Consider the following 16,039-nt stretch of genomic DNA (forward strand, 5'->3'; position numbering starts at 1 on the left):
CCTGTTTAGTATGCATAAAATGAATTATATTAATATTCATATTATATTGGGCGATGGATAATATAAAAAAACTATAATATTACTAATTAACAATTTATTTGAATATAGTGTACTATTGCATAAAATTTCCATAAAAATCAATAATATAGTATTTCATAAAATTATATAATGATGGTTTATTAATTGCATGAATTTATAATATTTTCGAATATATGCAATCCTATGATTGTAACAGTGGTTTATTATTATCGAATTTATATATTTTAATTATATTTAATATTATTGATTTTTTTATGCCATTGACATTTTATAAGTATATGATTTTATTATATAAATAATTTATATATCTGTGAACAAATGTTTTTGTTACAATTTTCCGCAGGGGGGGGGTGTGGAAATTGTGTAATTATCTTGCTAGAATATAAATGTTAATAATACTTCTGCATAAATTGAGCATCGGGAATTGGATGTAAATTTTGCATGGATTAAATCAGTTGCATTTGTAATTTTGCAGAATTCTTATGTGATTGATTTGGTTATTTTTTTATTCTATTGGTTAGCGGTTATTAATTGAGGTGATTTATGAATAAGGTCTATAAGGTTATTTGGAACCATGCAACCCAAACATGGGTAGCGGTATCCGAGATTGCTCAAGCTAAGGGCAAGACTTCGTCAAAAACAGACAAGCGTGCAAAATTATCAAAGGCCGCTGCCGTAGTATCATTGGCAGTCGCAGGGAGTGCAGTGATAAGTGGGCAGGCGTATGCAGCGACTACAGCACCAGCGTCAACACAATATTGTCTTCAGCAAGGTGGTGTTACAACCTCTTGTGCGGATTACAATGTCCAGTCTAATGGCGGTAATGTCCATGTTCAAGGGGCGGGAACAGTTGCAGGTCTAGGTGCGGGTTCAAACCCAAGTGGATGGGGTACATCAATTGGTGCTGATTCTACAGCGGGGGCTGGTGCAACAGCACTTGGTTATAATGCAGAGGCAACCGGGACAGAAAGTTCAGCATTGGGTGCAAATACAGTTGCAAGTGGAAAGCACTCACTTGCTATTGGTAGTTCAAATCAGCCAGCAACTGCTGCAGAGGCTACAGCAGAGAGATCGGTTGCTGTAGGTCATAACTCATCGTCAACTGCCACAGATGCGATTGCAATGGGTACAAGTGCAACAGCAAGTGGAGCATCTGCCACTGCATTGGGTCGCAACACAACCGCAACTAAAGCAGGTGCAACAGCAGTGGGTAATGAAGCGGATGCAACAGGTGATTTTGCAACTGCGACAGGTCATGAGTCTGTTGCTAGTGGGACAAATGCAACAGCTACAGGTGCAAAAGCAAAAGCAACAGGTACCAACTCTGTCGCATCGGGTGTCAACTCAACAGCTAGTGCCACAGGTGCTATTGCTATTGGTAACAGCTCAGTAGCAAGCGGTGAGAAATCAACAGCTATCGGCGATGGTGCAAAAGTTCTATCTGGTGCGGTTAATTCGACAGCCATCGGTACTGGCTCAACCATCCAAGGCACATCAACCAATGCATATTCACTTGGTACGAATAACTCTATTGGTGCCTCAAATGCTGCAGCTGTAGGTAGTAATAATGTTATTCAGCCAAGCGCAAGCAATACAATGGTGCTGGGTAACAACGTTACTGCAACTAGACCGAACAGTGTTATCTTGGGTGAGGGCAGTACTGACCGCGCTTATACCGAAGTCACTTCTGTCACCATTCCAAACCTAGGTGATGGCTTATCTATTGTTTATGACGGATTTACCGGTACTGCGACAGGCGTGGTAAGTATCGGTAGCAAGGGTAAAGAGCGTCAGCTGACCAATGTCGCCCCTGGTGAGATTTCAGCGACTTCGACCGATACCATCAACGGTTCACAGCTATATGCAGTGGCGTATAAGCTTGGTGAGCAAATCTCTAGTACCTATTTCCATGCCAATATCAATGAAACCAACCAAGGCGCTGGCGATCCTGTGACCAACAAAGGTCGTATCATGGATAAAGCTGGTGCGACGGGTGCATATGCGGTAACAGCGGGTGTGAATTCTACTGCAACAGCACAAAAAGCAACGGCAGTGGGTTATGGCACTAAGGCTTCGGATATGTATGCTACCGCCTTGGGTGTTGCTGCTGAGGCATCAGCTCAAGCCGCTACAGCGATTGGTACAAATTCAGTGGCAAAATCCATTGATTCAATTGCACTTGGTAATGCCTCTAAAGCAGAACATCAAAAATCTATTGCGATTGGTGATCGCTCTCATACAACAGGCGAAGATTCAATGGCAATTGGTGCTGTTGCAAGTGCATCAGCTCCTAATGCCTATGCGATTGGTAGCCAAGCCGTAGCTTCAGGTGTTGGATCTACTGCCATCGGTTCTAGATCCAATTCATCTGCTCGCAGAGCATTGGCTATCGGTGTACAATCCGTGGCTTCGGGTGAGCTTGCTGTGGCATTTGGTCAAACCTCTGAAGCACGTGGTGCAAGCTCGGTTGCTTTGGGTTCTGACTCAAGAGCGACTGAAGCTGCTGATTCTGGTATTGCTATTGGTAATGGCTCTCGCGTATTAGCGGCGAATGCAACAGCCATAGGTAGAAAATCTATTATCGCTGCCGGTGCAGATAATGCAACTGCTGTTGGTGCAAATAGTGCGATTATGGATAATGCACAAAATGCACAGGCATTTGGTGCTTCAAATACTGTGGCATCATCGAATGCGACAGTGATCGGTGCCAGAAACTTAGTTAAAGAAGATGCGGCATATTCAAGCGCAGTTGGTAATGACAATACCATTACATCGGCTAATACCTTTGTACTAGGTAGCGGTATCGGACGTAGCTCGACCGATTTGGCGGTTGATTCTGCCGAAGGCACGGTAGCTAACTCTGTCTATCTGGGTAATGAATCAGAGGTGACTAAGGGGGCAGGTAGTGTCGATGGTAACGGCGTTGGTTCGCTTAAGACATGGAATAAGGATCAACAAAGTGGTGCAACAGCAACAACTGCAGGTGCTAATGGTACGGTAGAGACGGCAAAAGTTGGCGGTGTAACCTATGGCTCTGCCAGCGTGGGTGGTCAAGCCTTTGCAGGCGCGGCAACGACTGGTGCGGTCTCTGTCGGCTCATCAGGTGCAGAACGTCGTATCCAAAACGTCGCAGCCGGTGAAATCTCAAAAACATCAACAGACGCCATCAATGGCTCGCAGCTCTATGCTGTTGCACACCAAGCCTCTAAGCCGATCACCTTTAAGGCCAATAGCAACAAAGATGGTGCGAATGCCACTATGGGCTACGCTAGCTTAAATGGCTTAGAGCGTATCTTGGGCGATGAGATTAACATCAAAGGTGCGAGCACAAGCAGAGACCTGTCTCGTAACTCTGATGCAGCAACCGCTGGTGCCTACAGTGCGCGCAACGTCCAAACGGTAGTTGATGATCAAGGCGTACAAATCCAAATCGCTACTAACCCAATCTTTGACAGCGTACAGTTTGGTAGTAATAGCGGTCCAAAAATCACCAATGAAGGTGCGAATATCAAAGTTGGCGATTCAACAGGTGCGGCAACTAAAATCACCAACGTTGCTAACGGCACCAATGCTAATGACGCTGTCAACCTATCACAGCTAAATGCAACTCGTGCTGTTGTTGCAGCTGGGGATAATACACACATTACCGCAGAAGATATCGCTGGTGGTGGTAAAACCTATACCGTCCATGCAGATAAGGCTGTAGTACAGGCGGGTAATGGTATCAGTCTGGAGACAAACCCAACAACCAATGGTAACGGTACAGTAACCACAACTTATACCGTAAAAGCCAATGTGGATGATACGACCATTGGTATTACAGCAGATGGAAAACTTTATTCAAAAGTTTCTAACACTGATACCAACACCGATACATCAGCTCATGTCAAAGCAGCAGATGGTAGCCTAGTGACTGTTACTAAAGCAGATGCTACTCGTGCTGATGGTATTACACAGATTACTGATTATACCGTTGACATCACCAAAGGTGCATTCAATGGTGTAACAACAGCAGGTAAACTAAATGCAGACGGTACCACAGCAGGTGTAGCAACTGTTGGTGATGTAATCACAGCAGTTAATTCAGGCTACTGGACAGCGAATGTCAATGGCAATACTAAGGTTGCTGATGTTAAATTTGGCGATAGCCTAAACTTCGTTGATGGTGTGGCTACAGCAGCAGCTGTGAAAAATGGCGGTGTGACATTCAATGTCAAGACCGATGGCACAACCATCAAGGTGGATGATCAAGGCAACTTGGCTGTCAATCCAAATGTATTGCCAAAACCAGTTGAAGTATTGGCTGGTAACAATACCAATGTGGTAAAAGGCGAAATTGGTGGTGCGACAACTTATACCATCGATGCAGAAAAATCAGTCGTGACAACAGGTACTGGCCTTGAGCTAACCACAACGGCAGGTGCTAACAATGTCACTACTTATAATGTGGCACTTGACCAAGCAACCCAAGATCAGCTTGCTAAAGTCGAAACCGTCGTTGCTGGTGATTCAGGTCTAGTAACTGTCACATCACCAAACAACAATGACACAGGTGGTAAAGAGTTTAAGGTTGACATCACCAAAGGTGTGTTTAACACAGCGACCAACCCAACTGGCTCAGTTGCTGCCCCAACCAAAGATGGCGTTGCAACAACCAATGATGTGGTGAATGCAATCAATCAAGGTTACTGGACTGCACAAGTGGGTGGTACAGAGCTTAAGCCTGTACACTTTGGCGATACGCTGAACTTTGTCAATGGTAATGGCACCAAAGCTGTCGCCAAAGAAGGTGCGGTATCTTATGATGTCAACCTAGTTTCTACAGACAGCACTGTCACCTTTACACCAGGTACTGATGGCGCTGTTGACATCAAGGTCAATACGGCCAACCTACCAAAAACTGTGGTTCAAGCAGGTACAGGCCCTGTAGAAGTCTCAGGTGATGGCACAACAGCTAACCCATACGAAGTCTCAGTGAAAACGACTGCGGTGACACCGTCAGCAGACCAAAATACCAATGGTTCGGTCGCAACAGTAACCGACCCATCTGCGGTGATGGCTGCTGGTGATGTGATTAACACCATCAAAAATGCAGGCTTTAAGCTAACTGCATCAGCCAATGGTGGTGCTGAAACTGGCTCAACCATCGATAGTGAAGTCATCAATGCAGGTGATACCGTTGATATGGCAGCGGGCAAAAACTTGGTTGTTAAGCAAGAAGCTAACGGCAAGATTACCTATGCAACTGCTGATGATGTGACCTTTAATAATGTCACCACATCAAACCTAACCGCTACTGGTGATACGGTTGTGAAGAATTTCACAGTCAGCCCAGATTCAGTGATCAACATGGGTAATAACCAAATTACCAATGTGAAAGCGGGTACTGATGACACTGACGCAGTGAACGTTAAGCAGTTGAATGACACTGTCAAGGCGGCACGTACTAAGGTAGAGGCTGGTACAAATGTTGAAGTGACCAATGTCACCAACGATGCGACCGGTGAAATCACCTATACCATCAACGCCAAAGACACCACCGCTACAGCATCTGTCAAAGATGGCTCAAGCGAGTTCTTGACTGTGACTGCTAATGGCACTAAGTCAACAGATGGTACTACCACCACTGATTATGCAGTAGGTCTAACTGACAAAGCCAAAGACGTGCTTAACAACGCCGCTACTAAGGTTGAAGATACCAACACGGTTGATCTAACCCTAACAAACGGCGTACTAAAAGCTGACGTCAAAGCCGTTGATGGCAAAGGCACCAAAGCCAATATTACAGCCAATGGTCTAACCTTTGATGTCAAAACTGATGGCAATACCATTACCTTTGATAAGGATGGCAACCTAACTGTAAACACTGATAACCTACCAAAAACCAAATTGGTCGATGGTAAAAACACCACAGTAGAAGGTTCAGGCACTGATGCTGACCCATACAAAGTCAATGTCAAAGGTGATCTAACCGACATCACATCAATCAGCAATGGTGACACCACCATCAAGCTTGGTGATGCGATTGTGAATGTGGGTGGTGCGACGATTACCAACGTTGCCAATGGCACTAAAGCTGGTGATGCTGTGAACTATGAACAGCTACAAGCATCACAAGAAGAAGTGGTGTCAACTGATAAGTCAGTAACGATCACCGAAGGTAAGACAGATAAAGGTGCGAAGAAATTTGATCTATCGGTCAATACTGATGGCACAACCATCGTCAAAAATGCTGATGGCGAGCTAACTGTAGCAACCACACCGCTGACCAATACAGCGACTGGTACGGTCAATGTCCCAACAGGTGATGAAGCGAGCAAGCTTGCGACTGCAGTTGACATTGCGAATGCCATCAACAACTCAGGCTTCACCATTAAGGCTAATGGCGACACAGGCGCTTTGGTCAAACCGGGTGATGAGGTTGACTTTGTCAATGGCAAGAATATCAGCATTACACGCTCAGGCACATCATTGACTGTAGCAACGGTAGATACACCTGTATTTACTTCAGTACAGTTTAATGAAAACGGCCCAATCATCAAAGCTGATGCGAGCAACAATATCAATGTTGGTAAGTCTGATGGCTCAGCGACCAAGATCACCAATGTTGCTGCTGGTGTTGATGATAATGATGCAGTGAATGTGAAACAGCTTCAAGATACAGTGGCTGCAAACAAAACTGCAATCAAGGCAGGTAATAATGTTGATATCACAGGCGAAGGTACAACCGCTAGCCCATATGTGATCAACGCCAAAGACACCACCGCTACAGCATCTGTTAAAGATGGCTCAAGCGAGTTCTTGACTGTGACTACTAATGGCACAACAACAGCAGATGGTACTACCACCACTGATTATGCAGTAGGCCTAACTGACAAAGCCAAAGAAGTGCTTACTAACGCTGCTACTAAGGTTGAAGATACTAATACGGTTGATCTAACCCTAACAAACGGCGTACTAAAAGCTGACGTCAAAGCTGTTGATGGTAAAGGTACTACAGCCAATGTCACAACCAATGGTCTAACCTTTGACATCAAAACTGATGGCAATACCATTACCTTTGATAAGGATGGCAACCTAACTGTAAACACTGATAACCTACCAAAAACCAAACTGGTCGATGGTAAAAACACCACAGTAGAAGGTTCAGGCACTGATGCTGACCCATACAAAGTCAACGTCAAAGGTGATCTAACCGACATCACATCAATCAGCAATGGTGACACCACCATCAAGCTTGGTGATGCGATTGTGAATGTGGGTGGTGCGACGATTAGTAATGTCAAAGCTGGTGTTGATGATAATGATGCAGTGAATGTGAAACAACTTCAAGATACAGTTGCTGCAGCCAAGACTTATGTTAAGGCAGGTGATAACACTGAAGTGACCGGTGCAGGCACACAAGCTGATCCATACACTGTTCATGCTGAGAAAACTACAGCATCAGCAGGATCTACTTATGTGACTGTGACAGCTGAACCTAAAGCAAATCACACAACCAACTACAGTATCGATCTATCAAAAGACACCAAAGATAAGATTGAGGCAGCAACCAAAGTGAATAACGTTCGCGAAACTGTGGTTGCAGGTAATAATATCGTGGTGACTACTGCAACAAACGACACAGGCGGTAAAGAGTTCACTGTTAAGACAGCTGATGACATCAACGTCAACTCAGTGAATGCAAGCACAGTCACAGTTGGTGATGTCAAGATTGACAGCAACGGCATCGATGCAGGCGGTAAGACCATCACCAATGTTGGTGCAGGTGTCAATGCGACTGATGCGGTCAATGTTTCGCAATTGACTGGTGCTGTGACCAACATCAACAACCGTATCGACGGCGTTGAAGGTCGTGTCAACGAGCTTGACAGCCGTGTACGTGGATTGGGTGCAATCTCAGCTGCGTCATCATCATTGCCACAGGTATATCTACCAGGCAAGTCAATGGTTGCGGTAGCAGCTGGTGGCTATGGCGGTGCTCAAGCAGTCGCAGTCGGCTTCTCTAGCACTTCTGACAACGGTCGCCTATTGATGAAGATCCAAGGCTCAGCAAGCACTGATGGCGATAAGTCAGGTGGTGTTGGTGTAGGCTGGATGTGGTAATTCATCGTGCAACAATAGGATGAGCAATCATCCGTCAAATACCCCCTAGTTCAAACTAGGGGGTATTTGTTTGGCTAATTTTATACTAAATACATCAATGCCAAATGGCTATTTAGCTTTATGTAGTTGGCTTGATAGGGCTGTGCGTACTGTATGCAGACTTGTGTGCATATTCCACTCCAAATGATCACCCATTCCACTCTTCACGTGACCACTTATTCCACTCTTATTTGACCACCCCATAAAAAAACCACCAGCCAAGCCAATTGCTCAACTGATGGTTTTGATGTCAACTTGCTTTTAAAAACTCATCCCCAAACTCACACCACTAACTGTACCGATACTTTAAATGATGCACAAGGTTTAAAGAAAGTTGATGGTAGCAATGATGTGGGAGCTTGTGCCGAACCCAAATGTTCTGTTGCTGCAAAAGATAACCCTAGCCCTGTTACAGGCTTTGCTATTATGTGGCGTGGCAAAGGCGATAATCCTTATCCAATAAAACAAGATGAAGCCAAACAGCGTGGTTTAAGCTCTAACCAAATGTATATGTGTGCGACTTGTGAATTTAACAAAGAAATTTATGAGCAATACATTGATAACTCTAGCAAAAAATAAGGTAATTTTATGACCATTTTAGACCAACTGATTAACCTAATGCTTAAAAAGGTAGAAGTAGTACCAGTGCGTAGGGTGCGCACAGCGCACCGTTAATCTGGGGTGCGGGTGTCTATGCCAGCACTCAGATAGGTAGCGGTCAATCCAATCAAGGCTTTACCGTCAATGCCAACAAAGCAAAAGGCAGCAGCAGTGAGACTACCACCACCCACACCAACACCCAAGTCACTGTTGGCGGTACAACCGTCAATGACATTGGTGGTAATCTTATCCTAGATGGTGCTAATCTTGATACCACACACTTAACTGGTACAGTTGACGGTGATTTGATTGTCAACAGCCGTCAAGACATCTATCAATACACTCATGATCAAAAACAAGCAGGATTTAGTGCCGATGTTGGCTTTGATGGCAAACCCCAAAGCTTTAGCATCAATGGTGGCAAAACCGATGTAGATGCAAGCTACAAACAAGTTACCAAACAAACAGGCATTACAGCCAATCAATCCACCCTGTCTGTACAAGGACAAGGTAAGTTCACCGGTGGCTATCTCATCACCGATGCAGGTAAAAACCAAACCCAGTTTGCCCAAGGTATCCAAACCCAAGATATACAAAATCACCTAAATTACGAAGGTGATGCCATCAGTGTCGGCATTGGTATTGGTGTAGACACCAGCAATCCAAATGGCAAAGCAAAACCTGCCCTACAAGGCATTGGTTATGGCACAATAGACCCAGTCAATCAAACCAGTACCACCCACTCTGCCATCACTGACCAAGCTGGACTTAGCCATATCAATACAGAGAACTTCAAACAAGAAGAAGTTCAACATGAGCTTAATGAAATCATCACCAACGACTTTGATAAGGAGCAGGCGATTAAAGAATTGGGTGCTCAAGTAACCATCACCCAAGCATTTGACGCTGAACGCCGTGCCATTAGAAGTGAATACGCCAAAAAAGCAGAAGACTACCGCAAAGAGGCTAAAGATTTAGCAGATAGCGACCCAAGAAAAACAGAACTTGAAACCAAAGCCAAACAAATAGACGACAATCTAAGACTCTTTGATGGCATCACCTCCGCATTGTACGCACCTAACTCAAATGGTATCATAGGTGATGTGGCAAGAGCAGCAAGTCCAGAGCCTGCTTATCAGATTGGGCAATATTTTAAAGAAAATAAACTTAAAAATAAAATTGATGGTGGTAATAGACCAGAAGAACAATCAGCCAATCATCTACTGGCTCATGCTGTACTAGGAGCTGCGGTAAGTTATGCCACGGGCAATGACATCACAACAGGAGCAATATCAGGAGCAAGTAGTGAAGTGGCTGCACCTGCCTTGGCTGATTATCTGTATGGCACCAAAGACCCAGAACTACTCACCCAAGACCAGAAAGACGCCATCACAAGTATTCTAAACCTAGCCACTGTTGCAACCGCATATACCACAACGGGCGGTAATGTCACCGATACGGTGAATGCAGTTGAGGTTGGGAAAGTGGGGGTGGAGAATAACTGGGGCGGAGAAGCTTGGGCTTATGCAGTAGGCGGTGGTAAAGAATATGCACAAAGCCAAGCGTCATTAGGGGCTTATTGTGCTCAACAAGGTGGAGATTATGCAACATGTATGGGGTGGACGAAGCAAGATTTATTGAGTAGTGTTATTGAGCTCCACCAGAAGTATAACCACATGACCATTATGAGCGTTTCTCGAGGAGGAATGGAGCAAATTTTTATCATCAATAACAAAAATGGCAATGTTTATGTTTCTGTTTTGGGTATTAATGCTTCTTATGATGACTTAAAAAAAGAAAAACTAAATTACCAATTCAAGGAGCTAGAACCCCCGGAATGTCTGTCAGCTGGGGTAATATTGAGGGTAGAGGGGATCTGAGAGAAGAAGCTATTGATGCTGCAATTGAAGGATTGTCTTTTTCTGTACAGGTGTGTCATGGCGTCTGTCTTGGTACAGGTGGAATTTTAAGCGGTACACCAATTCATACCTATGGCATGGGAAGTCCGGGGGCTGGAATGTCTATCAACCAGATGGTTAAATTACCCTTTAGGTTTACAGAGCAAGAATTACAAAAATTAATCAGGAAGTAGTATAGATGATAAGTTATATCAAAGAAAATTTTAATTTTATCATAATCACCCTGTGGTTTATGCTGAGTATAGCAAGTGGTTTGTATAATTATAAGCATCGTGATATATATATTCAAGACATGCGAGACATTGTTAATCTCATTACTCAAGATGTAGAGGAGGGTGTATACAAACCAACATTTCGTTATATTGGCTTTCCTTATTACAACATGTCGTACCAATATTATACACCTTATGACAGCCAAAAAGCCGCTATTTTAAGCAACATCAATGGTAATGATGATTTTGTTTTAATAGGAGAGTATGTTTATGACAACAGCACATCTAAAAAATATTGCTACGGCATTTATGATATTGGTTTTTCGGAGATGTTGGATGGTTCAGGGATTTCATTCTATGTTATTTACAGCAAACAATCTGACTGCTATAAAAAGAACTCTTAGCTCGTAGGCTCGTTTGGCGACAGCGTAACCCAGCATTTATGGCGTAACTCATTGAATTTGTTGGGTTTCGCAAGCTTAAGCACAGCCTATGAGCTATCAAATTATGTAGCGGCACAGTCTGTAGTTGTGCTAAGACATAAACCCAACCAACCAATCCCAACCCCGCCACCATCTTTTTTTGATGGTGGTTTTTGTTCTTGATAAAGCGGTTTAGGGATACATAGTAACCGAGTGTCTAATTATACAGTTTATTTAATAATTAAAAAACTAATTATATATCAGTAGCTAAGGAATTTTTTGGTTAAAATCTTAGGTTACTAAGTATCCGTTAATCATTTTTATGTTTGTTTAGTTTAAATTATTTAAACTAATATAAATTAATTTTACCCTTTATTTACTTAACGCTTTGTGCTAATATTCAAAATAACCATGAATTGTAACACAGCCAGATTTGTATTTGGCTTTGATTGATTTTTTTCAGATAGAAAAACAGGAGCTCGCCATGACTTAGTTATAAAACAGTGATGGATACACAGCAAAAACGCCACCAACTGCAATTGGTAGCGTTTTTATGATGAAGTTGTCTGAAGCGACAGTTTCATTATCCCAAACAGTGTTTGACTTGTCAAGCCCTGTTGGGGCTTTCGTATCCTTAAAAAAGCGAATTTATGTATTAATTAATTCTAAGGATATGTAATGAAACTCCCCATAAAGAAGATTCAAAACATCATCAGACAGTTGGCGCTTGGTATGAGTAATCGTGCAATCGGCCGTCAATTGATGATTTCTGCCAATACAGCACGCAAAGTACGACGGCTATGTGAGCAAAGCTATGATGGTCAGGTAGATTATGAGCATTTGCTTAGCTTGGATGAGTTAAAATTGCGTGAGAAGCTTGGCTTGGCAATCTCAAACAATGCTCGCACTTTGCATCAAATCAAACCCCATCCAGACTGGCAGTACATCCACGAACAGATGCACAGACCCAATGTCACGCTAGAGCGACTATGGCAGGAATTCCGACGGGCTCATCCCGACGGTATTTCATATTCGCAATTTTGTAAGGCCTACGCCAAACACAAAAAATCCTTAAAACTCTCACAAAGACAACATTATACCGCAGGCGACATGGCACAAGTGGACTTTTGTGGGAGCGTCATATCCATTTATGATGCCAAGACAGGTGGTGTCACGATATCGGCACAAATCTTTGTCGGCGTATTACCAGCTTCAGGGTTGATATTTTGTACTGCCGTTGCTTCACAAGGCGTTGAGGATTGGCAATTGTGCCATATCCGTATGTTTGAGTATTTTGGTGGCGTGCCATTAAAACTGGTGACAGACAACCTAAAATCAGCGGTCATCAAAAATAATCGAGAGACAACAATCATCAATGCGTCATTTGCAGAGCTTGCCAATCACTACCAATTCATTGTCTTACCCACTAGGGCTAGAAAGCCACAGGATAAGGGTATGGTTGAACTTGCCGTTAAGGCTGTACAGCAAAATATCTTGGCGATGATGCGAGACCGTAGATTTTTTAGCTTAGACGAGCTCAATCGTGCCATAGAAGCACCGCTGGAACAACTCAACAACAAAATCACCAAAACCTACCCTAAGGGGCGACGACACAACTTTGATGCGTTTGAAAAAATACATCTAAACCCTTTGCCTGCACAAGCATATGAGGTGTGTCATTGGCAATACGACCTGCGTGTGAGTGAGTTTTATACCGTTACTATCAATCAAGCAGAGTATTCTGTACCCCATGCCTTAATCGGTAGTCGAGTGGATGCTAAAATCACCTGCTCTACAGTGTATCTTTATCACTATGGCATTTGTGTTGCAACACATCGTAAGCTTGCCAGTGGCAGTAGTATCTTGTTTGAGCATATGCCCAAAAACCATCAGCTATCTCAGCAGATGCAACCAGAAGCCTTATTGCACTGGGCGGCGCAAGTGGGTCATTATACCCACTTATCCATCGATAATTATTTGCACAATCATCGCAATTATGCCAGTAATCTTAAAAAGCTCAATCAGCTTAAGCGTTATTTGATGGATAATAACCTTTCTTACAATCTGATTGAGCAAGGATTTGTATATGCGCATGAATGTCGGATTACACAGATTGACAGAGTGATTAATCTGTTTAAACAAAGAGCATATCTTAAAAGCACTCTTTCTGGCACATCACATAGCACTGCCATGAATGCGATGGATGATACATCCAAGCTGGGCGTCGGCCACAAGACCCAGACTCATGATAATCTGCGAGGTGCGGGTTATTATGCCGATATTATGCCTTACAATCATGAATTTAAATTGGACTAATGCCCATGTTAAAACAACAGATTATTGAGCAATTAAGAAGTTTGAAACTCAGCCATATGGCACGCTATTTTGATAACCATTATGCACGTATGATAAAACAGCAAATGAATCCAATGCAGATTATGGATGAGTTATTAACCTGCGAAATCACTGCTAGGCGCAATAATACAATCAAAAAGCTGATCAAAGCTGCACAATTCTGCTACCCCAATGCATCCATTGAATCAATGCATCACGGCTATGCTGGTAAAACAGCGCAAATTGATTATTTATTTGATGATTATTGGATTGATGAGTGTGCAGCGGTTGCCATACTGGGCGCAACAGGCACTGGTAAGACTTGGCTTGCGTGCGCTTTAGGCAATCAAGCATGCAGAAATTTTAAAAAAGTATTATTTGTTAGTGTACACGAGCTGTTTGAGGACATCAGCTTATCGCAAATGGATGGTACTTTGCTTAAAACCCAACAAAAATATGCCAAAGCACAAGTGCTTATCATTGATGACTTCGGTGTTGGTGGCATACCAGCAAATGTTTGTACGGCGCTTTTAAACATCATTGAGAAGCAATCCTTTGTCGGCGGCTTGATTATCACAAGCCAGTATCCAATTGAAACTTGGCATGGTTTATTTCAAGATAAAACTTTGGCAGATGCCATTTTGGATAGAATTGTGCATCGAGCACATCGAGTGCAATTACAGGGAGAATCATTAAGAAAACGACACGCCGCTCGTAAGCATACAAAATAATCAACATGACCGGCAGATGAACAATTTGCCGGTCATGTTATATGAGAATACCCGATCACAACGAATGCGAGTATATGGGCACGATGAATGAGAATGGGTGGGCATTTGGAAGGAGAGTTTGCAACTTGTGCAAGCTGTTCTCTGATTGCGGAGATTTTTGATGGCTTTTTTTAAATGGTTTGGATTGTGATATTGGCTTTGTATGATTTTAAATGATTTTCAAGCGTTCGGTGGCAGTATTATCCGCTGAGTGATTTATGGGTTATCATCATTCGTGTGCTTTTCATATTGTGGTGCATGGACATCCAACTTAGCTGTTTATCATGAGCTAGATGCTTAAATCTTAAACAAATACACGCCAAAGCTTGTTCGGCTTAGGCGTGTTTTTTTATGGTAATTTTGGTATTTTTTGATTTATGGCAACTGTATTAGCCAAGCCACCACAGCACCGCCATCGGTAGCCAAACAGCAGTTACTAGTCCATTGATAGCAAGCCCAAAGGCGGCATAGCGTCCTGCGGTTGGGCTGATGGTCCATGCTTCCACTGTGCCGATGGCGTGTGCCACCAAGCCAAGCGCCAAGCCTTGTGCGCGTTCATCTTTGATATTGCGAAACAAAATACGACACATACCTGCGCCTAGGATACCCGAGACGATGATGATGAGATTTGCCATGACAAGCGGTGCTTCGATGATTTGGGCGACCGACAGACCCACAGGCGTCGTCACCGAGCGAGTGGCAAATGCCAAGATGGTATCCATATTCAGCGCAAATAGGTAGCTTAATGACATGGGTACGATAGCGCCGACGAGACTTGCCAGCACGACGATGATGGAGAGTTTTTTGACAGGTAAACCCTTAAAATCCATCCCTGCCAGTGGCACGGCAAGTAGCACGGTGCTATAACCAAGCAAGCGGTCAAATACAGGCTTGGCATTGGCATAATAGGTGGCATAATCCAGCTGAATAATCAGTAGCAAAATCAGCGTAATCACAATGGCGATGATAATCATCGGTACGCCACGGATATAGCGATTGAGATAGCGGAGCACATATTTGGCACTGATATGCGCAATCAGCGTCACGATAAAGGCAATGATGATGGTCGTGCTGTCAATCTGTGGCATGGCTTACTCCTTATCCTGTTCAGAGCCTTTGAGCCACGCCGCTGACAGCTTAGCAAATGCCCAAAGCGGAATGAGCGTACTGATGATAATCACTGCTGAGACAGGCAGCAAATCCGCACCAAGCCCAAATAACAAAATCCCAGCCCCAGCCGATACAGGCAAAAATGCAAAACCGCTATCCACAAGTAGCACGCTTGATGAATAGCTGAGCCATTCAGGCAGCCCAATCGTCATACGCACGCCAATCAGCACGATAAATAAGCTGACCAAGCCCACGATGTTTGCCGCTGTCGGCATCCCAAAATAAGTGCAGACCACCAAGGCAAGCTCACGCACCGCCACGACGATGATGATGGTTGCGAGCATACCAAGCCAAAACTTAGCTGAGTGCACGGGTATTTTCATACTTCATCCTTGTTGGGAGCTTGTGACAAAACTTTGTCAAATTAATCGGCTTACACCTGTAAACTCTAATAAATACAAGCAATTAGCGTATTTTGACAGTTTACC

9 protein-coding genes and 1 pseudogene are annotated in these 16,039 nt (G+C 43.6%); 8 read left to right on the top strand and 2 right to left on the bottom strand.

Annotated features, from left to right (window positions below; genetic code table 11):
* The first annotated feature begins 582 nt into the window (after positions 1-582).
* The 8 genes and pseudogenes from B0680_RS00810 (at position 583) to istB (ending at position 14,402) form a co-directional block, all read left to right on the top strand.
* On the top strand, positions 583-8,145 hold the full coding sequence (locus B0680_RS00810) for an ESPR-type extended signal peptide-containing protein (RefSeq protein WP_078253153.1): 7,563 nt from the start codon (positions 583-585) through the stop codon (positions 8,143-8,145).
* A gap of 294 nt (positions 8,146-8,439) precedes the next feature.
* The gene (locus B0680_RS00815; RefSeq protein WP_078253154.1) at positions 8,440-8,763 is read left to right on the top strand and encodes a hypothetical protein; all 324 of its coding nucleotides are present in this window, start codon (positions 8,440-8,442) and stop codon (positions 8,761-8,763) included.
* A 128-nt stretch (positions 8,764-8,891) separates the two neighbouring features.
* Positions 8,892-9,083, top strand: a pseudogene (locus B0680_RS10990) (hemagglutinin repeat-containing protein); the annotation flags it as partial.
* A gap of 6 nt (positions 9,084-9,089) precedes the next feature.
* Entirely contained in the window at positions 9,090-10,664 is a 1,575-nt protein-coding gene (locus B0680_RS10895) for a VENN motif pre-toxin domain-containing protein (RefSeq protein ID WP_211271240.1), read from the top strand.
* Complete coding sequence (locus tag B0680_RS00825) at positions 10,622-10,876, top strand: hypothetical protein (protein ID WP_078253156.1); 255 nt, start codon at positions 10,622-10,624, stop codon at positions 10,874-10,876. Before B0680_RS10895 ends, B0680_RS00825 begins: the two co-directional genes overlap by 43 nt.
* Before the next feature lie 5 nt (positions 10,877-10,881).
* The gene (locus tag B0680_RS00830) at positions 10,882-11,319 is read left to right on the top strand and encodes a hypothetical protein (protein ID WP_078253157.1); all 438 of its coding nucleotides are present in this window, start codon (positions 10,882-10,884) and stop codon (positions 11,317-11,319) included.
* A 696-nt stretch (positions 11,320-12,015) separates the two neighbouring features.
* Positions 12,016-13,653: an IS21 family transposase gene (gene istA / locus B0680_RS00835; protein ID WP_078253158.1), complete on the top strand. Its 1,638-nt coding sequence runs from the start codon at positions 12,016-12,018 to the stop codon at positions 13,651-13,653.
* A 5-nt stretch (positions 13,654-13,658) separates the two neighbouring features.
* Positions 13,659-14,402, top strand: coding sequence for an IS21-like element helper ATPase IstB (istB, locus tag B0680_RS00840; RefSeq protein WP_158078282.1), 744 nt, complete (start codon positions 13,659-13,661; stop codon positions 14,400-14,402).
* Between the two features lie 428 nt (positions 14,403-14,830).
* On the opposite strand, the gene B0680_RS00845 is transcribed toward istB, so the two are convergent.
* Both B0680_RS00845 and B0680_RS00850 read right to left on the bottom strand, forming a co-directional pair.
* Entirely contained in the window at positions 14,831-15,529 is a 699-nt protein-coding gene (locus B0680_RS00845; protein WP_078253160.1) for an LrgB family protein, read from the bottom strand.
* Positions 15,530-15,532: 3 nt separating this feature from the next.
* The gene (locus tag B0680_RS00850) at positions 15,533-15,934 is read right to left on the bottom strand and encodes a CidA/LrgA family protein (protein WP_078253161.1); all 402 of its coding nucleotides are present in this window, start codon (positions 15,932-15,934) and stop codon (positions 15,533-15,535) included.
* Between the last annotated feature and the right edge of the window lie 105 nt (positions 15,935-16,039).

It is taken from the genome of Moraxella pluranimalium (assembly GCF_002014825.1).
GTDB lineage: Bacteria > Pseudomonadota > Gammaproteobacteria > Pseudomonadales > Moraxellaceae > Moraxella > Moraxella pluranimalium.

Coding starts and splice junctions, on each gene's coding strand:
- B0680_RS00810 (WP_078253153.1), top strand. CDS start 583: ATGAATAAGGTCTATAAGGTTATTTGGAACCATGCAACCCAAACATGG.
- B0680_RS00825 (WP_078253156.1), top strand. CDS start 10,622: ATGTCTGTCAGCTGGGGTAATATTGAGGGTAGAGGGGATCTGAGAGAA.
- B0680_RS00830 (WP_078253157.1), top strand. CDS start 10,882: ATGATAAGTTATATCAAAGAAAATTTTAATTTTATCATAATCACCCTG.
- istA (WP_078253158.1), top strand. CDS start 12,016: ATGAAACTCCCCATAAAGAAGATTCAAAACATCATCAGACAGTTGGCG.
- istB (WP_158078282.1), top strand. CDS start 13,659: ATGTTAAAACAACAGATTATTGAGCAATTAAGAAGTTTGAAACTCAGC.
- B0680_RS00845 (WP_078253160.1), bottom strand. CDS start 15,529: ATGCCACAGATTGACAGCACGACCATCATCATTGCCTTTATCGTGACG.
- B0680_RS00850 (WP_078253161.1), bottom strand. CDS start 15,934: ATGAAAATACCCGTGCACTCAGCTAAGTTTTGGCTTGGTATGCTCGCA.